Source organism: Sphingomonas sp. SP5 (assembly GCF_058313455.1).
On sequence record NZ_JBZFLF010000002.1, the window covers coordinates 652,418 to 671,538 of the forward strand.

At 66.8% G+C, this 19,121-nt stretch carries 19 protein-coding genes and 1 tRNA gene; 11 read left to right on the forward strand and 9 right to left on the reverse strand.

Annotation, left to right across the window (positions count from 1 at the left end; all coding sequences use genetic code 11):
• Window positions 1–116 precede the first annotated feature (116 nt).
• The 3 genes from lon (at window position 117) to AC4GY7_RS07000 (ending at window position 3,072) form a co-directional block, all read left to right on the forward strand.
• Entirely contained in the window at window positions 117–2,510 is a 2,394-nt protein-coding gene (gene lon / locus AC4GY7_RS06990) for an endopeptidase La (protein WP_491112730.1), read from the forward strand.
• A gap of 152 nt (window positions 2,511–2,662) precedes the next feature.
• Entirely contained in the window at window positions 2,663–2,935 is a 273-nt protein-coding gene (locus AC4GY7_RS06995; RefSeq protein ID WP_163958216.1) for an HU family DNA-binding protein, read from the forward strand.
• Window positions 2,936–2,997: 62 nt separating this feature from the next.
• Window positions 2,998–3,072, forward strand: a tRNA-Val gene (locus AC4GY7_RS07000).
• Window positions 3,073–3,234: 162 nt separating this feature from the next.
• On the opposite strand, the gene AC4GY7_RS07005 is transcribed toward AC4GY7_RS07000, so the two are convergent.
• From AC4GY7_RS07005 to mtaB, 3 genes are read right to left on the reverse strand one after another with little or no spacing between them, the layout of a single operon-like run.
• Window positions 3,235–3,906 (reverse strand): inner membrane-spanning protein YciB, encoded by a 672-nt coding sequence (locus AC4GY7_RS07005; RefSeq protein WP_491112732.1) that lies wholly within the window; start codon window positions 3,904–3,906, stop codon window positions 3,235–3,237.
• Between the two features lie 31 nt (window positions 3,907–3,937).
• Window positions 3,938–4,876 carry a signal recognition particle-docking protein FtsY gene (gene ftsY, locus AC4GY7_RS07010; RefSeq protein WP_491112733.1) on the reverse strand — a complete coding sequence of 313 codons (939 nt, stop codon included), beginning with the start codon at window positions 4,874–4,876 and terminating at the stop codon, window positions 3,938–3,940.
• Window positions 4,873–6,126: a tRNA (N(6)-L-threonylcarbamoyladenosine(37)-C(2))-methylthiotransferase MtaB gene (gene mtaB, locus AC4GY7_RS07015; protein WP_491112734.1), complete on the reverse strand. Its 1,254-nt coding sequence runs from the start codon at window positions 6,124–6,126 to the stop codon at window positions 4,873–4,875. The genes ftsY and mtaB overlap by 4 nt, the downstream gene beginning before the upstream one ends.
• A 352-nt stretch (window positions 6,127–6,478) precedes the next feature.
• Here mtaB and ffh point away from each other — a divergent pair, with 352 nt between their 5' ends.
• From ffh to rimM, 4 genes are all read left to right on the forward strand, one after another.
• Window positions 6,479–7,975, forward strand: a complete 1,497-nt coding sequence (gene ffh, locus AC4GY7_RS07020; RefSeq protein ID WP_491112735.1) for a signal recognition particle protein — start codon at window positions 6,479–6,481, stop codon at window positions 7,973–7,975.
• Window positions 7,976–8,081: 106 nt separating this feature from the next.
• A complete protein-coding gene (rpsP, locus tag AC4GY7_RS07025) occupies window positions 8,082–8,498 on the forward strand; it encodes a 30S ribosomal protein S16 (RefSeq protein ID WP_491112736.1) in 417 nt (138 codons plus the stop codon).
• Window positions 8,499–8,556: 58 nt separating this feature from the next.
• Window positions 8,557–8,712, forward strand: a complete 156-nt coding sequence (locus tag AC4GY7_RS07030) for a hypothetical protein (protein ID WP_491112737.1) — start codon at window positions 8,557–8,559, stop codon at window positions 8,710–8,712.
• Window positions 8,660–9,178 (forward strand): ribosome maturation factor RimM, encoded by a 519-nt coding sequence (rimM, locus tag AC4GY7_RS07035; RefSeq protein ID WP_491112738.1) that lies wholly within the window; start codon window positions 8,660–8,662, stop codon window positions 9,176–9,178. The genes AC4GY7_RS07030 and rimM overlap by 53 nt, the downstream gene beginning before the upstream one ends.
• A gap of 23 nt (window positions 9,179–9,201) precedes the next feature.
• Here the strand turns inward: rimM and AC4GY7_RS07040 are convergent, their stop codons facing one another.
• Window positions 9,202–10,131, reverse strand: a complete 930-nt coding sequence (locus tag AC4GY7_RS07040) for an NAD(P)/FAD-dependent oxidoreductase (RefSeq protein ID WP_491112739.1) — start codon at window positions 10,129–10,131, stop codon at window positions 9,202–9,204.
• Between the two features lie 31 nt (window positions 10,132–10,162).
• Between AC4GY7_RS07040 and AC4GY7_RS07045 the strand changes: the two genes are divergently transcribed.
• Genes AC4GY7_RS07045 through rplS form a run of 4 tightly spaced genes read left to right on the forward strand, consistent with a single transcriptional unit; the run spans window position 10,163 to window position 11,953 of the window.
• Window positions 10,163–10,432, forward strand: a complete 270-nt coding sequence (locus AC4GY7_RS07045) for an AbrB/MazE/SpoVT family DNA-binding domain-containing protein (RefSeq protein ID WP_491112740.1) — start codon at window positions 10,163–10,165, stop codon at window positions 10,430–10,432.
• A complete protein-coding gene (locus AC4GY7_RS07050) occupies window positions 10,432–10,827 on the forward strand; it encodes a type II toxin-antitoxin system VapC family toxin (RefSeq protein WP_491112741.1) in 396 nt (131 codons plus the stop codon). The genes AC4GY7_RS07045 and AC4GY7_RS07050 overlap by 1 nt, the downstream gene beginning before the upstream one ends.
• Window positions 10,824–11,555, forward strand: a complete 732-nt coding sequence (gene trmD, locus AC4GY7_RS07055; RefSeq protein ID WP_491112742.1) for a tRNA (guanosine(37)-N1)-methyltransferase TrmD — start codon at window positions 10,824–10,826, stop codon at window positions 11,553–11,555. The genes AC4GY7_RS07050 and trmD overlap by 4 nt, the downstream gene beginning before the upstream one ends.
• 5 nt (window positions 11,556–11,560) lie before the next feature.
• The gene (gene rplS, locus AC4GY7_RS07060; protein WP_443584844.1) at window positions 11,561–11,953 is read left to right on the forward strand and encodes a 50S ribosomal protein L19; all 393 of its coding nucleotides are present in this window, start codon (window positions 11,561–11,563) and stop codon (window positions 11,951–11,953) included.
• Between the two features lie 64 nt (window positions 11,954–12,017).
• Here the strand turns inward: rplS and AC4GY7_RS07065 are convergent, their stop codons facing one another.
• The 5 genes from AC4GY7_RS07065 to AC4GY7_RS07085 all read right to left on the reverse strand — a co-directional run bounded on the left by AC4GY7_RS07065 (window position 12,018) and on the right by AC4GY7_RS07085 (window position 19,026).
• Window positions 12,018–13,010 (reverse strand): ferritin-like domain-containing protein, encoded by a 993-nt coding sequence (locus AC4GY7_RS07065; protein WP_491112743.1) that lies wholly within the window; start codon window positions 13,008–13,010, stop codon window positions 12,018–12,020.
• A gap of 31 nt (window positions 13,011–13,041) precedes the next feature.
• Entirely contained in the window at window positions 13,042–14,025 is a 984-nt protein-coding gene (locus AC4GY7_RS07070) for a ferritin-like domain-containing protein (protein WP_491112744.1), read from the reverse strand.
• Window positions 14,026–14,303: 278 nt separating this feature from the next.
• Window positions 14,304–16,340 (reverse strand): RNA polymerase sigma factor RpoD, encoded by a 2,037-nt coding sequence (gene rpoD, locus AC4GY7_RS07075; protein ID WP_491112745.1) that lies wholly within the window; start codon window positions 16,338–16,340, stop codon window positions 14,304–14,306.
• Window positions 16,340–18,220: a DNA primase gene (gene dnaG, locus AC4GY7_RS07080; RefSeq protein WP_491112746.1), complete on the reverse strand. Its 1,881-nt coding sequence runs from the start codon at window positions 18,218–18,220 to the stop codon at window positions 16,340–16,342. Before dnaG ends, rpoD begins: the two co-directional genes overlap by 1 nt.
• A 353-nt stretch (window positions 18,221–18,573) precedes the next feature.
• Window positions 18,574–19,026: a GatB/YqeY domain-containing protein gene (locus AC4GY7_RS07085; RefSeq protein ID WP_491112747.1), complete on the reverse strand. Its 453-nt coding sequence runs from the start codon at window positions 19,024–19,026 to the stop codon at window positions 18,574–18,576.
• Window positions 19,027–19,121: the final 95 nt, after the last annotated feature.

The following is a 19,121-nucleotide window of genomic DNA, read 5'->3' on the forward strand; positions in this document are numbered from 1 at the left end:
GCTCGCCCGGTCGATGACAAGAGGCATCATGCCGCAGCCGTGACGATTGATGGATGCGCCGCGCCACCCATATAGTGTAGCAAAGCCGCCCCGTTCGACGCGGCACCGGAGTATCCATGACCACATTCCCCGTTCTGCCGCTGCGCGATATCGTCGTCTTCCCGCATATGATCGTGCCGCTGTTCGTCGGGCGCGACAAATCGGTGGCGGCGTTGGAAGCGGCGATGGGCGCCGACAAGGAGATCTTCCTCGTCGCGCAGCTCGACCCGGCCGAGGACGATCCCGGCCGCGAGGACCTGTACGAGGTCGGCGTCACCGCCACCGTGCTGCAATTGCTGAAGCTGCCCGACGGCACCGTGCGCGTGCTGGTCGAGGGCAAGGCGCGCGCGCGCCTGGGCGACCTGTCGGAAGCCGACGGCTATCTGCACGCCACCGTCGAGATGCTGGAAGAGCGCGAGGCGGAGGGGATCGAGGTCGACGCGCTGATGCGCTCGGCGGTCGACCAGTTCGAAACCTATGCCAAGCTCAACAAGAAGCTGCCGGCCGAAACCGCGCAGCAGCTTGGCGAGATCGTCAAGGCCTCCAAGCTGGGCGATGCGATCATGGCCAACATCCAGGTGAAGGTCGCCGACAAGCAGGCGCTGCTGGTCGAGCTCGACCCCGTAAAGCGGCTGGAAATGGCCTATGCGCTGATGGAGGGCGAACTCGGCGTCCTGCACGTCGAGAAGAAGATCAAGAGCCGCGTCAAGCGCCAGATGGAAAAGACGCAGCGCGAATATTACCTCAACGAACAGCTGAAGGCGATCCAGCGCGAGCTGGGCAACAGCGACGACGAGAGCGACGGCGACGAGATCGCCGAGCTGACGCAGAAGATCGCAGGCCTGAAGCTGTCGAAGGAAGCGCGCACCAAGGCGACCGCCGAGCTCAAGAAGCTGAAGACCATGGCGCCGATGAGCGCCGAGGCGACGGTGGTGCGCAACTACCTCGACGTGCTGCTCGGCCTGCCGTGGGGCAAGAAGAGCAAGATCAAGAAGGATATCGCCGCAGCGCAGGCGGTGCTCGACGAGGACCATTATGCGCTGGAGAAGGTGAAGGACCGGATCGTCGAATATCTCGGCGTGCAGGCGCGTACCAACAAGCTGAAGGGGCCGATCCTGTGCCTCGTCGGCCCCCCGGGCGTCGGCAAGACCAGCCTCGGCAAGTCGATCGCCAAGGCGACCGGGCGCGAATTCATCCGCCAGAGCCTGGGCGGCGTGCGCGACGAGGCCGAGATTCGTGGCCACCGCCGGACGTATATCGGCTCGCTGCCCGGCAAGATCGTCACCAACCTCAAAAAGGCCGGGACCAGCAACCCGCTGTTCCTGCTCGATGAGATCGACAAGCTCGGCCAGGATTTCCGCGGCGATCCGGCGTCGGCGCTGCTCGAGGTGCTCGACCCCGAACAGAACGGCAAGTTCAACGATCACTATCTCGAGATCGACATCGACCTCAGCGACGTGATGTTCGTCTGCACGGCGAACACGCTGAACCTGCCGCAGCCGCTGCTCGACCGCATGGAGATCATCCGGCTGGAGGGCTATACCGAGGATGAAAAGGTCGAGATCGCCGAGCGGCACCTCGTCGCCAAGCAGGTCGAGGCGCACGGGCTGAAGGACGGCGAGTTCACGCTGACCGATGCGGGGCTGCGTGCGCTGATCCAGCGCTACACCCGCGAGGCGGGCGTGCGCACGCTGGAGCGCGAGATCGCCAAGCTGGCGCGCAAGGCGCTGCGCCAGATCCTGGAGGGCAAGGCGACCAGCGTGACGATCACTCCCGACAACCTCCACGAGTTCGCCGGCGTGCAGAAGTATCGCCACGGGCTCAGCGAAACCGAGCATCAGATCGGCGCGGTGACGGGGCTCGCCTGGACCGAGGTCGGCGGCGAACTGCTGACGATCGAGAGCGTCACCGTGCCGGGCAAGGGCGCGGTGAAGACGACCGGCAAGCTCGGCGACGTGATGAAGGAATCGGTGCAGGCCGCCTTCAGCTTCGTGCAGGCGCGCTCGCCCAGCTACGGGATCAAGCCGTCGCTGTTCCATCGCAAGGACATCCACATCCATCTGCCCGAAGGGGCGGTGCCCAAGGACGGGCCGTCCGCGGGCATCGGCCTCGTCACCTCGATCGTCTCGACGTTGACGGGCGTCGCGGTGAAGAAGGAAGTTGCGATGACCGGCGAGGTGACGCTGCGCGGCCGCGTGCTGCCGATCGGCGGATTGAAGGAAAAGCTGCTCGCGGCGCTGCGCGGCGGGATCACCACGGTGCTCATCCCGCAGGAGAATGAGAAGGACCTCGCCGACATTCCGCAGAACATCAAGGACGGGCTGGCCATCGTCCCGGTATCCCATGTCGACGAGGTGCTCAAGCTCGCGCTGACCGAGCCGCTGGAGGCGATCGACTGGACCGACGCGGATGAACTCGCCGCATTGCCCCCGGCGGGGGTTGCGCCGGCGGGCGGCGAGTTGCATCACTGAGGCTTGGACTTCGGTCCGCTTGTTAACGTTTTGGAACCGCCGCGGCTGCCAAGGCCCGGCGGTATCCATTGACTCTGCCGCGCCTGATCGCCTTACTGGTCATTCTGGCTCGGCAACGATTCTCATAAGTTTATGAAGGGGGCAGCAATTCCATGAACAAGCAAGAGCTGATCGCCACAGTCGCCGACACCTCCGGCCTCGCCAAGGGCGATGCGATCAAGGCGGTGGAAGCGGTGTTCGACGCGATCTCGGCGAGCCTCAAGAAGGGCGACGAAGTGCGCCTGGTCGGCTTCGGCACCTTCTCGGTGTCCAAGCGCAAGGCGTCGACCGGCCGCAACCCGCGCACCGGCGAACCGATGACGATCAAGGCCTCCTCGCAGCCCAAGTTCAAGGCCGGCAAGGGCTTGAAGGATTCTGTGAACTGAGGGCTGGACAGGGGGCGCGGGGCTTCGTAAAGGCCCGCCTCCGAACAGTTTCAAACGGTTTCGGGCGCGTAGCTCAGCGGTAGAGCACACCCTTCACACGGGTGGGGTCACAGGTTCAATCCCTGTCGCGCCCACCATTATAGCCCGCGCGGTCGCACGACCGGCGCGGGCTTTTTGGTTCTGGCGTCCCGTACTCACCCTCACCCTTCCGGCGCTTCGCGCCTCCCTCCCTTTCCCAATGGGAGAGGAGAAAGACGTCGAAGGCGGCGAGATGGTGAGGGCGAGTGCAGGACGGCCCGTTATTCCGGCGGCACGTCCACGGCCGGGTTCTCACCCGTCGACAGCCCATGCCGCAGCAGCATCGGGATGTTCGCAAAGGCGAACAGCAGCGTCAGCGGGATCGCCCCCCACAGCTTGAAGCCGACCCAGAAGTCCCAGTTCGTCGTCCGCCACACGAGCTCGTTGAGCCCGGCCATGCCGGCGAAGAACACCGCCCAGTTGCGGGTCAGCTTGCGCCAGCCCTCCGCGGTCAGGCCGGGATAGGCGGTGCCGAGCAGCCCTTGTAGCAGCGGCCGGCCGGTCAGCAGGCCGAAGGCGAGCACGACCGCGAACATGGCATAGACGAAGGTCGGCTTCATCTGGATGAACTTGGGGTCGTGGAAATAGACGGTGAGCCCGCCGAACACGACGACGAAACCGCCAGAGATCCACAGCATCGGCGAGATCTGGCCGAGCTTCGCCCGGGACACGATCATCGCCGCGATCGTCGCGATGACGAAGGCGGTGGTGGCGACGATCACCTTGGCGATCACCAGTGCGCCCGCGCGATCGAGGTCGGAGAGGAAGCCGGTGCTCGCGCCGACGAGCCGCATGGCGAGGGCCGCGGGAAAGAGGAAGTTCACCGCGAAGAAGACGAGCAGGGGCCCGTATTCGACGCCCATGCGCAGGCCGGGGGACGATTTGTGGGTCATGCCGTCACCTCACGGAGGGTGCGAGGCACGCTCACTTCCGTCCCCCGGTATCGACGCCGGCGATGATCCGGCTGACCTCGTGCGCATCGAAGGGGCGCAGGTCCGTCATCCCTTCGCCGACGCCGATGGCGTGGATCGGCAGGCCGTATTTCTCCGCCGCCGCGACCAGCACGCCGCCGCGCGCCGTGCCGTCGAGCTTGGTCATGACGAGGCCGGTGACGCCCGCCACCTCCTTGAACACCTCGATCTGCGACAGCGCGTTCTGGCCGGTGGTGGCGTCGAGCACCAGCACCACGTCGTGCGGGCTCGCCGGGTTGATCCGGCCGAGCACGCGGCGGATCTTGGCGAGTTCGTCCATCAGCTCGCGCTTGTTCTGCAGGCGCCCGGCGGTGTCGACGATCAGCACGTCGATGCCGGTTTCGGTCGCCTTCTTCACCGCATCCCACACCACGCCGGCGGCGTCGCCGCCCTCCGGCCCGGTGACGATCGGCACGCCGACCCGTTCCGCCCAGGTGGCGAGCTGGCCGATCGCCGCGGCGCGAAAGGTGTCGCCGGCGGCCAGCATCACGCCGTAATCCTGCTCCATCAAGAGGTGCGCGAGCTTGGCGATCGTGGTCGTCTTGCCCGATCCGTTGACGCCGATGACCAGGATCACCTGCGGCCGGGGAAAGGCTTCGACCGCGATCGGCTGCGCGACCTTCGCCAGCGCCTTCTCCACCTCCTCGGCGACGACCAGCCGGATGCCGAGTTCCTCCATGTTGCGCTCGAACGTCCCCTCCGCGAGCCGCGTGCGGATCTTGCCCGCGGTATCGGGACCGAGGTCGGAGGCGATCAGCGCCTCCTCGACCTCGTCGAGCGTCGCATCGTCGAGGCGCGCGCCGCCTAACCCGGCGAGATTGCCGACCAGCCGGTCAGAGGTCTTCTTGAACCCGCCGAGCAGCCGCTCGTGCCAGGTGGGAGTGGTGCTCATGCGATGGTACCTAACAGATGGGTGTCGGTGGCGGCGGTGATGTGGGCGGAGACGATCTGTCCCGCCTGCCCGCTGGAGGGGAGGCGCACTTCGGCAAACGTATCGGCGTGGCCGCGGTCGCCGGGCCGTTCGAGCAACACCGCCTGCGTCGTGCCGACGAGCCTCGCGAGCCAGGCCGCCTTGCGGCGGGCGGCGGCGGTGCGCAGCCGCTCGGCACGGGTGCGGATGGTGGCGGCGTCGACCTGCGGCATGCGCGCGGCGGGCGTGCCGGCGCGGGGCGAATAGGGAAAGATGTGGGCATGGACGATGTCGGCATCGTCGATCAGCGCCAGCGTATCGGCGAACATGGCCTCGTCCTCGGTCGGGAAGCCGGCGATCAGGTCGGCGCCGATCGCGATCTCCGGCCGCACCGCCTTGAGGCGGGCGACCGTCTCGACCGCCTGCGCGCGGCTGTGGCGGCGCTTCATCCGCTTGAGGATCATGTCGCTGCCCGCCTGGAACGACAGATGGAGGTGCGGCATCACCCGCGGTTCGCCGGTGACGATGTCGGCCAGGCGGTCGTCGATCTCGATGGAATCGAGCGATGAGAGGCGCAGGCGGGCGAGGGCGGGCACGTGGCGCAGGATCCGTTCGACCAGCAGCCCGAGCGTCGGCGTGCCGGGCAGGTCGTGGCCATAGCTGGTGAGGTCGACGCCGGTCAGCACCACCTCGGCATGGCCCGCATTGACGAGTGCCGCGATCCGCTCCACCACCGCGCCTGCCGGCACCGATCGGCTCGGGCCGCGGCCGAAGGGGATGGCGCAGAAGGTGCAGCGATGGTCGCAGCCGTTCTGCACCTCGACGAAGGCGCGCGCGTGGCCGGCGAAGGCTTGGCCGGTAAAGAGGGGCGCGAGGTGCGGCGCGGTTTCGGTCAGCCGCATGATGTCGCCGACGATGATCGGTTCGGCGCTGGCCCAAGCCTCCGGCAGCAGCTTCTCGCCGTTGCCGATGACCCGTGTGACTTCGGGCATCGCGGCGAAGCTTGCCGGATCGATTTGCGCTGCGCAGCCGGTGACGACCAGTTCCGCATCCGGCCGCGCGCGGCGGGCGCGGCGGATCGCCTGGCGGGTCGCCTTCACCGCGGCATTGGTGACCGCGCAGGAATTGACCACCACCGTGTCGCGACCCGCGATCAGCGTGGCGATCGTCTCGCTCTCGGCGATGTTGAGGCGGCAGCCGAGGGAGATCACCTCTGGCGCGGAAGCATGCATGGCGCGGGATTTAGTCGCGGTGGCGGCCCAAGTCCATGTTCGAGCGAGTGGTGCAACCCCTCTCCATCCGTCATCCCGGCGAACGCCGGGATCCACGGACGCGGTGAGGCCGCCGTATCGCGTGACCTCGGAGGGCATCGAAACCATGGATCCCGGCGTTCGCCGGGATGACGGAGAGGGGATCCAAGCCTTTTCAAGGGAAAACTTGCAGGCTCCCTCGATTTCCCGTAAGGCGCCCCCACGTTCCACCACGGAATGCGATCGAGGACGCGCCCACGGGTGCACGCTGGCCGGCGAGGTTTCGCCCGCCGGCGTCTTTTGCGTTGTGTGGCTTGAGTGAGGGTTTGAGGCGATGTTCGACAGTCTGAGCGACCGGCTTGGCGGCGTGTTCGACCGCCTGCGTGGCCGTGGTGCGCTGACCGAGGCCGATGTGCGGACCGCGATGCGCGAGGTGCGCGTCGCGCTGCTCGAGGCGGACGTGGCGCTGCCGGTGGCGCGCCAGTTCGTCGACAAGGTGACCGAGGAAGCGGTCGGCCAGAACGTGCTGCGCTCGGTCACGCCGGGGCAGCAGGTCGTCAAGATCGTCAACGATGCGCTGGTCGAGATGCTCGGTGCCGATGCGTCGGAGCTGGAGCTGGCGGTGACGCCGCCCGCCGTCGTGATGATGGTCGGCCTGCAAGGCTCGGGCAAGACGACGACGACCGCCAAGATCGCCAAGCGTCTTGCCGGCCGCGATCGCAAGAAGGTGCTGATGGCGTCGCTCGACGTCAATCGTCCGGCGGCGCAGGAGCAGCTGGCGACGCTGGGCACGCAGATCGAGGTGGCGACGCTGCCGATCGTGCAGGGCCAGCAGCCGGTCGACATCGCCCGCCGCGCGCTCCAGGCGGCGAAGCTGCAGGGCTATGACGTCCTGATGCTCGACACCGCGGGCCGCCTGCACGTCGATCAGGCGTTGATGGACGAGATGAAGGCGGTGGCGGAGATCGCTACGCCGCAGGAGATCCTGCTCGTCGTCGACAGCCTGACCGGCCAGGACGCGGTGAACGTCGCGCAGAACTTCTCCGACCAGGTGCCGCTGACCGGCGTCGTGCTGACCCGCATGGACGGCGACGCGCGCGGCGGTGCGGCGCTGTCGATGCGCGCCGTCACCGGCAAGCCGATCAAGTTCGCCGGTACGGGCGAAAAGATGGATGCGCTGGAGGCCTTCCACCCCAGCCGCGTCGCTGGCCGCATCCTGGGCATGGGCGACGTCGTCAGCCTCGTCGAGCGCGCTGCGGAATCGATCCAGCAGGAAGACGCCGAGCGGATGACCGCGCGGCTCGCCAAGGGTCAGTTCGACATGAACGACCTGCGCGGGCAGCTGGCGCAGATGCGCCGCATGGGCGGCCTCGGCGCGCTCGCCGGCATGATGCCGGGGATGAAGAAGGCACAGGGTGCGCTCGCCCAGGCGGGCGGCGACAAGGTGCTCATCCACATGGATGCGATGATCGGATCGATGACCGTCAAGGAGCGGTCCAAGCCCGAGCTCATCAACGCCAAGCGCAAGATCCGCATCGCCAAGGGATCGGGCACGACGGTGCAGGAGGTGAACAAGCTCCTGAAGATGCATCAGGAAATGTCCACCGCCATGAAGAAGATCAAGAAGATGGGCGGCCTGAAGGGCATGATGGCGATGCTGGGCAAGGGCGGCATGGGCGGCCTCGGCAACGCGCTCGGCGGCCAGGGCCTCGGCGACATGATGGAAAAGGCCGGCGGCGGGCTGCCCAAGGGGCTTCCCGGCCTCGGCGGCGGCCAGGACGGCATGCCCAAGCTGCCGCCCGGCTTCGAGAATATCCTGAAGAAGAAATAGTCCCGACCGTCATCCCGGCGCAGGCCGGAATCTCACGCGAGGGAATACGACACCAACCAGACCCCAGCCTTCGCTGGGGTGACGATCAGAAGGCAAGGAAACTACAATGGCACTCAGCATTCGCCTGTCGCGTGGCGGCTCCAAGAAGCGTCCCTATTACCGCATCGTCGTCGCCGATGCGCGCAGCCCGCGTGACGGCAAGTTCATCGAGAAGATCGGCAACTACAACCCGCTGCTCGCCAAGGACGCCGAGAACCGCGTCGTGCTCGACGCCGAGCGCGCCAAGTACTGGCTGTCGAACGGCGCGCAGCCGACCGATCGCGTCGCCCGCTTCCTCGACCAGGCCGGCGTGCGTGAGCGCGCGGCGCGCAGCAACCCCAACAAGGGCAAGCCGGGCGAGAAGGCGACCGAGCGCGCCGAAGAGCGTGCCGAGAAGCTGAAGGCGCAGGAAGAGGCTGCTGCGGCCGCCGCCGCCGCTCCTGCCGAAGAGGCTCCGGCTGCGGAAGAGACCACCGAGGCCTAAGCATCGGATCGGGCCATGATGCGTTGATCGCCTTCACCAACGAAGGACCGAACGCATCATGGCCACCGAACCCGATCCCCGCACCGCTCCCGACGCCGTCGAGGAGAATGCGAACGACGCCACCAATCAGGGCGTCTCCACCACCGAGCCTGCGGAAGGCGATGATGATGCCCCCACAGGAACCGACGGGTCACCCGATCGCGCGCAAGGCTGACGACACCGTCACGCTGGCCGTGGTGATCGGCGCGCACGGCATCCACGGCCAGGTTCGCCTGAAGGTGTTCGCCGAGGATATCGCGACCTACAAAAGCTTCAACGGCGGTGCGCTGACGCTGAAATCGGCCCAGCCCGGCAGCAATGGTATGATCGCGCGCTTCGCTGAGGTCGCCGACCGTAACGCCGCCGAGGCGTTACGGGGGACCGAACTGACGGTGCCGCGATCGGTGCTGCCGCCGCTGGCGGACGGCGAATATTATCATGCCGACCTGATCGGGCTCGCCGCCGTGTCGAGCGATCACCAGCCGCTCGGCACCGTGGTGCTGATCGAGAATTTCGGCGCCGGCGACGTGATCGAGATCGAGCGGCCGGACGGCAAACGCTTCATGGTCCCGATGACGGTCGATGCTGTCCCTGCGTGGGATGGCGAACGCCTGATCGTGAACGCCGACTTCGTCGAATAGGAGGCGACCGGCCGACCGGCGTATCAGCGTCGGATCGGCTGCCGCTCGCTGAGCAGGTTGCGGATCGTCGTCGCGGCGACGCCGGCCTCACCCATCGCGTGGCTGATCTGGTCCAGCCCCTTCACCACGTCGCCGGCGGCGAACAGACCGGGGATGCTGGTGCGCTGGTGATCGTCGACTTCCAGGCATCCCTCGTCGCTGGCGCGTGCGCCGGCCGCGACCGCAAGGTGCGAGCGGATGCGTGATCCAAGCGCAGGGTAGACGCTGTCGAAAGCCATCCGCCCGCGCGCGGTGTCGAGCGCGAGCCGGTCGCCTTCGATCGCCCAGCCGCCGCAGGGCCCATCGACCCGGACGATGCCGGCTTCATCCAGCTTCGCCGCACAGGCCCGGTCGAGCATATGCTCCGCATCGGGGGCGATCAGCGTGACGTCGCGGGTGTAGCCGCGCAGGAACAGCGCCTCGCGCATGCCATGGTCGCCGGTGCCGATCACGCCGACCCGCTTGTCGGTCACCTCATAGCCGTCGCAGATCGGGCAATAGCGGATCAGGCCGCGTTCCAAGGCAGGGTCATGCACCTCCGGCAGGATATGCGGCCGGTGGTTCACCACGCCGGTCGCGAGCAGGACGCTGCGGGCGCGATAGGTGCCGTGATCGGTGACGATGCGGAAATCCTGCCCGTCGCGCTCGATCGCCGTGACCTTCTTCTCCTCGCGATACGCCCCATACTTTTCGGCCTGGGCAAGCATCAGGCGAAGCAGGTCCTTGCCGGCGATGCCATCGGGATAGCCGGCATGGTTGCGCGTACACGGGATCATCGCGGCGCGGCTCGATCCGCTATCGAACAGCCGGATGGAAAGATGAAAGCGCGCCAGATAGATGGCGGCGGTAAGGCCTGCCGGCCCGGCACCGATGATGATGCAATCGTCCAGCTCGCCTTGCACCGCTTCGTCCATGTATATACATCCTGTCTATACGGAGGCCGGCATGAGTAACGAATATCGCGCCAAGGTGTTCAAATCGGGAAACTCCGTCGCGCTGCGGTTGCCAAAAGGCGTGGGTTTGGCGGATGGCGACGACGTGACGCTCGTCACTCATACAGACGGGTCGTGCAGTTTCTGGCGGGAGAGTGACGCCGCAACGGTGCTCGACAGCCTGTACGGCGCCTTTTCTCCGGGCTTCATGGCAGGGGGGCGCGGCAATACTGGGCAAGACCCACGCGATTGGCAGCGACCGGCGCGGGGTAAAGCCGCCTGATGTTCCTGCTGGACACCAACGTCTGCATCGATTTTGCCCTCGCCCGCAGTGCCGACCTGCGGGCGCGTGTCCGTACGCAGAACGGGCGCGGCATGGCGATCTCGTCGATCACGCTGGCGGAACTACGCTTCGGTGCGCAGCGTCCGGAGGCCGATCCGGGTGATGAGGCCAAGGTCGACATCTTCGTCAGCATTCTCGGCGTCCGCGATTTCGACCGCTCCGCTGCCGAGCGCTACGGCATGCTGGCAGCGACGTTGCCGGTCCGCCGCGGCAGCTTCGACCGGCTGATCGCCGCCCATGCCCTGTCGCTTGGTTACGTGCTGGTCACCAACAATGAACGAGATTTCGTCGACGTTCCCGGTCTGGTGGTCGAGAACTGGACGCTGCCGGCATGAGCGGGACCTTCGCCGCCACCATCCTGACGCTCTACCCCGAGATGTTCCCCGGGCCGCTCGGCGTATCGCTGGCGGGGCGGGCGCTGCGCGAGGGCGGCTGGTCGTGCGACGCCGTCCAGATCCGCGACTTCGCCACCGACCGCCATCGCTCGGTCGACGATACGCCGGCGGGTGGTGGCGCGGGGATGGTGCTGCGTGCGGATGTACTTGCCGCAGCAGTGGACAGCGTCGCCGACGCGCGCCCGATCCTCGCGATGACGCCGCGCGGCCGCCCGTTGACGCAGGCGCGGGTGCGCGAACTGGCTGACGGGCCGGGTGTCATCGTGCTGTGCGGGCGGTTCGAGGGGTTCGACGAACGGCTGTTCGAGGGCCGCCATATCGAGCAGGTCTCGATCGGCGACTATATCCTGTCGGGCGGCGAGATGGGCGCGCTGGTGCTGCTCGACGCTTGCATTCGGCTGCTGCCAGGCGTAATGGGCGCGGCTTCAAGCGGGGATGACGAGAGCTTCGAAACGGGGCTACTCGAATATCCGCAATATACCCGCCCCTATGAATGGGAAGGGCGCACGATCCCCGAAGTGCTGCGATCGGGGGATCATGCGCGGATCGCGGCTTGGCGTATGGCGCAGGCCGAGACCGATACACGGCTACGGAGGCCGGACCTTTGGGAGCGCCACGAGGGCGCTCGGGTCCAACCTCCCTCTGGCGCGCGGCGAACGAAGGACTGACGTCAATGAACCTGATCCAGCAGCTCGAAGCCGAGCAGATCGCCAAGCTCACCGGCAACCGCCCGATCCCCGAATTCCGTCCCGGCGACACGCTGAAGGTCGGCGTGAAGGTGGTCGAAGGCGAGCGGACCCGCGTCCAGAACTACGAAGGCGTGTGCATCGCGCGTTCGAACAAGGGCATGGGATCGTCGTTCACGGTGCGCAAGATCAGCTTCGGCGAGGGCGTCGAGCGCGTCTTCCCGCTCTACTCGCCGAACATCGATTCGATCGAAGTGGTGCGCAAGGGCGCGGTGCGTCGCGCCAAGCTGTATTACCTGCGTGGCCGCACCGGCAAGTCGGCGCGTATCGCCGAGCGCCGCGACACGCGTCCGGCCAAGGGCACCGTCGCCGCGGAGTAATCCGGCACCGGCAACGGTACAGCACAGGGCGCGGAAGGGATCACCTTCCGCGCCCTTTTTGCATTCAGGCGTTGGCCGCGCTGGTGCGGATGTTGCCGTTGACGCCTGCCGGGAAGAACCCGCCGGAGCTGACCGCAGCGCGGTTCTGATAGACGACGTTCAACACCTGCGGCGCGGTGCGGCCGAGGGCCAGGCCATTGCCGTCGGCAGGTACGATATTGGCCGTGGCGGCGTTGCCGATATCCTGATCGGTATCGGTAGGGCCATCGAGCGAATCGCGCGTGTCGCTGATCTTCGTCACGTTGGTATAGATCGCCGAGCGGGTGAGGCCCTTTGCCCACAGGGTGCCGCGGATCGCGGCGTCGTGATAGCATTCGGTCGCGAGGATGCCGGCCGATGCCTCCAAGAACACCTTGTTGGTGATGAGCCGGGCGGAGCCGCGATAGGCGGTCACGCCGACGTCGGTCAGCAGATAGGCGCCGAGCAGGAAGTTCTCGTCATTGGCATAAGGGTCGAACGTCTCGGTCGGGCCGATCACACCGGCGGCGCGCGCCGCTGCGGTGAACGCGCCGCTGGCGTCGCCCGCGATATTGATCGCCGGCTGCGCCACCGCGGACAGGCCGAGCGAATTGCGCAGGAAGCGGATGTGCGCCAGTTCGTCATAGGCGATTTCCCGCGCATAATCCGCGACGACGGGATCGGTGAAGGTCACCTGCCGCCCGCCCGTCACCGTGCCCTGCGTACCGACGCCGGTGGTGAGATCCGCGCTCACCGCCTGCCCGAACGCCGCCTGGTTGTAATAGGCGCCCTCCAGATATTCGAGGCTGAGAGCGAAGTTGAGGATGTCGATATCCGCGCTGGTACTGGTCGGCGTCGGCGTGGGGGTAGGAGTGGGGAAGGGGGTCGATTGCGCATCGTCGTCGTCGCAGGCGGACAGCAGCGATAGCCCCCCAGCCATCGCGGCGGCGCCGCCGCACAGGCGGATGAAGCGGCGCCGGGCGTCGCGCGCGTGGCCGGCGCTTTCCAGCATGTCGAGGATCGTGGTCTGGTCGGTCATGATGAGGGTCTCCCTGAAGTGGCGTCGGCGGTCAGGCGGCGGTGGTGCGGAGCGTGCCGTTGACGCCATTGGGGAAGAAGCCGCCCGATGAGGCGGTCGTGCCGGCGGTGAGGTAGACGATGTTGAGCACCTGCGCCGGCGTGCGGCTGAAGGCGATGCCGTTCGCATCGGTCGGCGCGATGTTGCTGACCTGCACGTTCACCGCCGCCGCGCTGCCGTTGACATAGGCGACGGTCTGCGGCGCGACGCCCTGATCGAGGTCTGAGGCGCCGTCGAGCGTATCGCGTGCGTTGGAGATCGCCTCCGATCCCGAACGCAGCGTCGGCGTGGCGATGCCCTTGGCATAGAGCACGCTGCGGATCAAACCGGCGTGGAACGCCTCGACCGCCAGGATGCCGGCGGCGGCATCGAGATAGGTGTTGTTGGTGATGAGCGGCGAGGCACCCTTATAGGCGGTGACCCCGACATCCTCGAAGATGAAGGCGCCGAGCAGGAAGTTCTCGTCGCTGGCATATGGATCGAAGGTCTGGCCGGCGGTGATGAGGCCGGCGGCACGCGCCGCGGCGGAGAAGGCGGTGTTGGGGCCGACGCCGATGTCGATCGCCGGCTGCGCCACCGCCGCGCTGCCCAGCGTGTTGCGCAGGAAGGCGACGTGGGCCGCTTCGTCGGCGGCGATCTCGCGGGCATATTGGCGGACGGCGGTGTCGGTGAACTGTACCTGGCGGCCGCCATTGACGGGACCTTGCGTGCCGCTGCCGGTCAGCAGGTTGCCGGCGAGGCCGGTGCCGTTGGCGGCATAAGCGTAGAATTGCGCCTCGAGATATTCGAGATTGAGCGCGAAGTTGAGGATGTCGGCATCGGAGGGCGCAGCCTGTGCGCTGGCTCCACCGGCAGCGCCGAGCGCGGTGCCGACGGCAGCGGCGCCGATCGCCGCCTTGAAGAAGGCACGGCGATCCTCGCGTCGCCGGCTGCGGGCGTCGAACACCTCGATCATGGATTCGGACGGAGTCGTCATCGTCGGTAACCTCCCTGCAGGTCCTGCAGACCCGCAGCCGACGCCGGATACGCCGGGCCTTCGAATCGCAAGGAACGTTACGTTCGCCGGCGGCAAAGGATGCGCTTTTTGCCAAGAAAAGCGTTTAAAAGCAGTCTGTTACGGATGCGATGTCGGAATGTTGCTGATGCAGGTCAGTATAGCCTGGGGATCAGTCGCTGGCGAGAGCGGCCTTTGAGACAACAAAGCCCCGGCTTTCGCCGGGGCAGTGTCGTTTTTCGGCCGTGCCGTCGCCGATCCTACTGATCCAGGAACGAGCGCATCTTGCGGCTGCGGCTGGGGTGCTTGAGCTTGCGCAGCGCCTTGGCTTCGATCTGGCGGATGCGTTCGCGGGTCACGCTGAACTGCTGCCCGACCTCTTCCAAGGTATGATCGGTGTTCATGCCGATACCGAAGCGCATGCGCAGCACGCGCTCCTCGCGCGGGGTGAGGCTGGCGAGGACGCGGGTGACGGTTTCCTTGAGGTTCGCCTGGATCGCGGCATCGACCGGGATGACCGCGTTCTTGTCCTCGATGAAGTCGCCGAGGTGCGAATCCTCCTCGTCGCCGATCGGCGTTTCGAGACTGATCGGCTCCTTGGCGATCTTCATCACCTTGCGCACCTTCTCCAAGGGCATGGAGAGGCGCTCCGCCATTTCCTCGGGGGTAGGCTCGCGGCCCTGCTCGTGGAGGAACTGGCGGCTGGTGCGGACCAGCTTGTTGATCGTCTCGATCATATGGACCGGGATGCGGATCGTGCGCGCCTGGTCGGCGATCGAGCGGGTGATCGCCTGGCGAATCCACCAGGTCGCATAGGTCGAGAACTTGTAGCCGCGGCGATACTCGAACTTGTCCACCGCCTTCATCAGGCCAATGTTGCCTTCCTGGATGAGGTCTAGGAACTGCAGCCCCCGGTTCGTGTACTTCTTGGCGATGGAGATCACGAGCCGCAGATTGGCCTCGACCATCTCCTTCTTGGCGATCCGCGCCTCGCGCTCCGCCTTCTGCACCATGTTGACGATGCGGCGGAACTCGGTGAGCGCCATGCCGGTCTGCTGGGTGATCTCGCTGATCTCGCCGCGGATGCGGTCAACCGCCGCCGCTTCGTTGGCGGCGAAATTGCCCCACTTCTTGTCGAGCTTGGCCACCGATTGCAGCCAGGTGTCGTCCGTCTCATGACCGACGTAGCGATCGAGGAAGTCCTTGCGGCTGACCTTGTGGCGCTCGGCGAGGCGCAGCATCTGGCCGCCCAGCGCGGTCAGGCGCCGGTTGAAGGCGTAGAGTTGGTCGACGAGATATTCGATCTTCGCGTTGTGGAACTGAACGCTCTCCACCTCCGCGGTCAAATCCTCGCGCAGCTTCTGATACTTGCGCTCGTCGGCCGCTGACAGCTCGCCGCCCGCCTGCATCGCATCGAGACGCTGCTGCTGGATCTTGCTGAACTTCTTGTAGAGCGCGGTGATGTTGGCAAACCGCTCCAGCGCCTGTGGCTTGAGCGTTTCCTCCATCTGCGCGAGGCTGAGCGTATTGTCCTCGTCCTCGTCGTCCGAAGGGCGGGGCGCGCGCGGCTCGCCGGACTCATCGTCCTCATCGGCCGATGCTTCCTCGGGCTCGGGCTCGTCCTTAAAGCTTGCACCGGCGGTCTTTTCGCTGATCTCGGCGCCGTCGTCGTCCTCGGCACCCTCGACCTGCTCGGCCGACGGCCCCTTGGAGAGCATCGCGTCGAGATCGAGGATCTCGCGCAGCTGCATCGTGCCTTCGTTGAGCTGAGTCGACCAGTCGATGATCGCGTTAAAGGTGATCGGCGATTCGCACAGGCCGAGGATCATCGTGTCGCGACCCGCCTCGATCCGCTTGGCGATGGCGATCTCGCCCTCGCGGCTCAGGAGTTCGACCGCGCCCATCTCGCGCAGGTACATGCGGACCGGATCGTCGGTGCGATCCACAGTCTCCTTCTTCTTCGTCTCCAGCGCAGGCGCGGCGGAGCCGTCGCCATCGACCTCGGCAACCTCGGCCTCGTCGTCCGCCTGCGCCTCTTCGCCGTCGCCGTCTTCGCCGGCTTCCTCGTTCTCGACGATGTTGACGCCCATCTCATTGAGCGCGGACATGATGTCCTCGAGCTGGTCGGAGGACATCTGGTCCTGCGGCAGCGCCTCGTTGAGCTGGTCGTAGGTGATGTAGCCGCGCTTCTTGGCGCGGGCGATCAGCTTCTTGATATCGGCGTCATTGAGGTCGATCAGCGGCGCGTCGGTCACGTCGCCACCCTCGTCACCACCGCTACCGTTAACCTTCGCCATCAATTGCCCTCGGATCCAAACGCTCGGGCGTCTTCGTTCGACTGCACCAGATTTGCAAGTCGAAGCTCCAACGCCTGTTTCTCTTTCACCAATGCCACCTGCCGTTCGAACGCGTCTTCGGTGAAGTGCGTCTGCATCGCGGCGGTCGCCTGTCCCAACGCCTGATCGACCTCCGGCCGCGCCACCATGATGGCAATCGCTTCGTCGAGGTCGGCTCTGGCGCGGTCCGGATCTCCACCGCTTTGCGTGAACGAATAGGGCATCGTATCGGCTCTCAGCAGGTCGCTTGCGACTGAATCGAAACCGCTGCGTGCCAATATGGTGCGCAGACGCGTGCTATCAAGCGCCCGGTCCTCCAGCGCGACGTCGACCACCGCTTCGAACAACCGGCCGAGCGCGCCATCGATGCCGGTGAGGCTGCCCAGGACCTCCATGTGGCGCGCGATCTCCACCGGGTGGCGGATCAGGCCGGCGAGCACCGCCTTCGCCAGCACGCGGTCGATGCCGGCGGCGTGGAAGGCCTTCACATCTTCGGTCGGCGGGGCAGGCGGCTGTTTCCACTGGCCATCGGCACCGCGCCTGCCCTGTGCGCGCGGCAGGGAGGGGGTGAAGGTGCGGCGTTTGGGGGCGAAATGTTCGTAGAAGCGATTGCTGAAGTCGCTTTCATATTCCTTGCGCACCGAGGCATCGGCGATCGTCGCTGCGAGGTCGGCAAGGCGTTGCTTCAGGCCGGCACGCTGTTCGGGCGTATCGAGCGGACCGGCTGCGACCTCGCTCTGCCACAGGCGATCGACCAGCGGCTGCGGTGTTTCGAGCAGCGCCTCCATCGCCCCGGCGCCGCCGGCCTTGACCAGATCGTCGGGGTCCTGCCCCTGCGGCAGCGTGACGAAGGCGAGGCTGCGGCCGGGCGCCAGCATCGGCAGCGCCCTGCTCGCCGCGCGCAGCGCCGCCTTCTGCCCGGCGCCATCGCCGTCGAAGCAGAGGACCGGCACGTCGACCATCCGCCACAAGCGTTCGAGCTGCGCCTCGGTGAGCGCGGTGCCGAGCGGGGCGACCGCCTCGTCGATCCCCGCCTGCGACAGCGCGATCACGTCCATATAGCCTTCGACCACCAGCACGCGGTTCGCCTTGCGGGCGGCGGGGGCGGCGCGGTCGAGATTGTAGAGCGTGCGGCCTTTGTCGAAGAGCGGCGTGTCGGGGGAATTGAGGTATTTGGGCTCGCCTTCGCCGATGACGCGGCCGCCGAACGCGATCGTACGGCCGCGGGCGTCGCGGATCGGGATCATCAGCCGGCCGCGGAAGCGATCGTAGGGATCCTTCCCCTCGACCTGGATCAGCAGGCCGCATTCGACGAGCGCAGGGTCGCCATAGTCCTTGAGCGCCGCCTTGAGCTTGCCGCGGCTGTCGGGGGCGAAGCCCATGCTGAAGGTGCGTGCCGTCTCCTGCCGGATGCCGCGCTTCGCCAGCACGGCGCGGGCGTCGGCGCCGGGCAGGCCGTTCAGCTGCTCGGTGAACCAGGCGGCGGCATCCGCCATCGCATCATGCAGGCCCCTGGCACGTTCGGCCTTGGCGGCGGCGCGCTTGTCCTGCGCCGGCATCTCCAGCCCGGCGGCCTGCGCCAGTTCCTTCACCGCATCGATGAAGGGGAGGCCGCGCTGGTCGGTCATCCAGCGGATCGCATCGCCATGCGCGGAGCAGCCGAAGCAATGGTAGAAGCCCTTGTCGTCGTTGACGTAAAAGGACGGCGTCTTCTCGTTGTGGAACGGGCAGCAGCCGCGCATCTCGCGGCCCGCCTTGGTCAGCTTGGTCGTCTTGCCGATGAGCGCCGACAGCGAGGTGCGGGCGCGGAGCTCGTCAAGGAACTGCGGTGACAGGCTCATACGCGCGATTCTATCATGCCCGAGGTGGGGCGGTTAGGCAATGCAGGCGGCGCCGATGACGCGCGGAAGTTGACGAAGTTGACACTACGTCGCGCTCAAAAACGCTCCCGACGTGCTGGCGCGTTGTCATCCGGCAGCGGCCGTCGGCGTCGGATGCAGGCGAGGGTGGACGATGGCAGCGAGCATGACGACGCCATGCCCGATTCGAGCCGTGTAGGACAGCACGGACCTTTCATTCGTCATCCCGGCGAAGGCCGGGATCCACGGACGCGCGTCGCTGATGTGGCGCGCAGCGACGGGCTTCTCGTATCCATGGATCCCGGCGTGCGCCGGGATGACGAAGGACGGGCGGCTTACGACAGCGCCGCCTTCACCAGGCCGCTCGCCTTGCTCATGTCGAGGCTCGCGGCATGGCGCGCCTTCAGTTCGGCCATTACCCGGCCCATGTCCTTCATGCCGGTCGCGCCGAGCTCCGCCTTGATCGTCTCGATCGCGGCGCGGGTATCGTCCTCGCTCATCTGGGCGGGCAGGAAGCGTTCGATCACCGCCACCTCGGCGCGCTCGGCGTCGGCGAGTTCCTGCCGGCCGCCGGTTTCGTACATCTGGATCGATTCGCGGCGCTGCTTGACCATCTTCTGCAGCACCTCGATCACCACGGCGTCGTCGTCCGCCGGGGCGGCGGCGGTGCGCAGCTCGATGTCGCGGTTCTTGATCGCCGCCTGGATCAGGCCGATCGCGGCGCGGCCTTCCTTGTCGCCGGTCTTCATGGCGGTGACCTGGGCGGCCTTGATGTCGTCGCGAATCATGGGAAATCTCGTGGCTGGACCGGAAAGCCGATGACCCTAGCGGAATGCGTGTCCGCCGTGAACCGGTTGACCTCGAGGGGGCGGGGGGCTAGCGG

Bases quoted from the DNA above. Each gene is read 5' to 3' on its own strand.
- rimM (WP_491112738.1), top strand. From the start codon at position 8,660: ATGATGATGCCCCCACAGGAACCGACGGGTCACCCGATCGCGCGCAAG.
- AC4GY7_RS07085 (WP_491112747.1), bottom strand. From the start codon at position 19,026: ATGATTCGCGACGACATCAAGGCCGCCCAGGTCACCGCCATGAAGACC.
- mtaB (WP_491112734.1), bottom strand. From the start codon at position 6,126: ATGCATGCTTCCGCGCCAGAGGTGATCTCCCTCGGCTGCCGCCTCAAC.
- dnaG (WP_491112746.1), bottom strand. From the start codon at position 18,220: ATGAGCCTGTCACCGCAGTTCCTTGACGAGCTCCGCGCCCGCACCTCG.
- rplS (WP_443584844.1), top strand. From the start codon at position 11,561: ATGAACCTGATCCAGCAGCTCGAAGCCGAGCAGATCGCCAAGCTCACC.
- AC4GY7_RS07005 (WP_491112732.1), bottom strand. From the start codon at position 3,906: ATGACCCACAAATCGTCCCCCGGCCTGCGCATGGGCGTCGAATACGGG.
- AC4GY7_RS07050 (WP_491112741.1), top strand. From the start codon at position 10,432: ATGTTCCTGCTGGACACCAACGTCTGCATCGATTTTGCCCTCGCCCGC.
- AC4GY7_RS07030 (WP_491112737.1), top strand. From the start codon at position 8,557: ATGGCCACCGAACCCGATCCCCGCACCGCTCCCGACGCCGTCGAGGAG.
- AC4GY7_RS07065 (WP_491112743.1), bottom strand. From the start codon at position 13,010: ATGACCGACCAGACCACGATCCTCGACATGCTGGAAAGCGCCGGCCAC.
- lon (WP_491112730.1), top strand. From the start codon at position 117: ATGACCACATTCCCCGTTCTGCCGCTGCGCGATATCGTCGTCTTCCCG.
- AC4GY7_RS07045 (WP_491112740.1), top strand. From the start codon at position 10,163: ATGAGTAACGAATATCGCGCCAAGGTGTTCAAATCGGGAAACTCCGTC.
- ftsY (WP_491112733.1), bottom strand. From the start codon at position 4,876: ATGAGCACCACTCCCACCTGGCACGAGCGGCTGCTCGGCGGGTTCAAG.
- AC4GY7_RS06995 (WP_163958216.1), top strand. From the start codon at position 2,663: ATGAACAAGCAAGAGCTGATCGCCACAGTCGCCGACACCTCCGGCCTC.
- AC4GY7_RS07040 (WP_491112739.1), bottom strand. From the start codon at position 10,131: ATGGACGAAGCGGTGCAAGGCGAGCTGGACGATTGCATCATCATCGGT.
- ffh (WP_491112735.1), top strand. From the start codon at position 6,479: ATGTTCGACAGTCTGAGCGACCGGCTTGGCGGCGTGTTCGACCGCCTG.
- AC4GY7_RS07070 (WP_491112744.1), bottom strand. From the start codon at position 14,025: ATGACGACTCCGTCCGAATCCATGATCGAGGTGTTCGACGCCCGCAGC.
- rpsP (WP_491112736.1), top strand. From the start codon at position 8,082: ATGGCACTCAGCATTCGCCTGTCGCGTGGCGGCTCCAAGAAGCGTCCC.
- rpoD (WP_491112745.1), bottom strand. From the start codon at position 16,340: ATGGCGAAGGTTAACGGTAGCGGTGGTGACGAGGGTGGCGACGTGACC.
- trmD (WP_491112742.1), top strand. From the start codon at position 10,824: ATGAGCGGGACCTTCGCCGCCACCATCCTGACGCTCTACCCCGAGATG.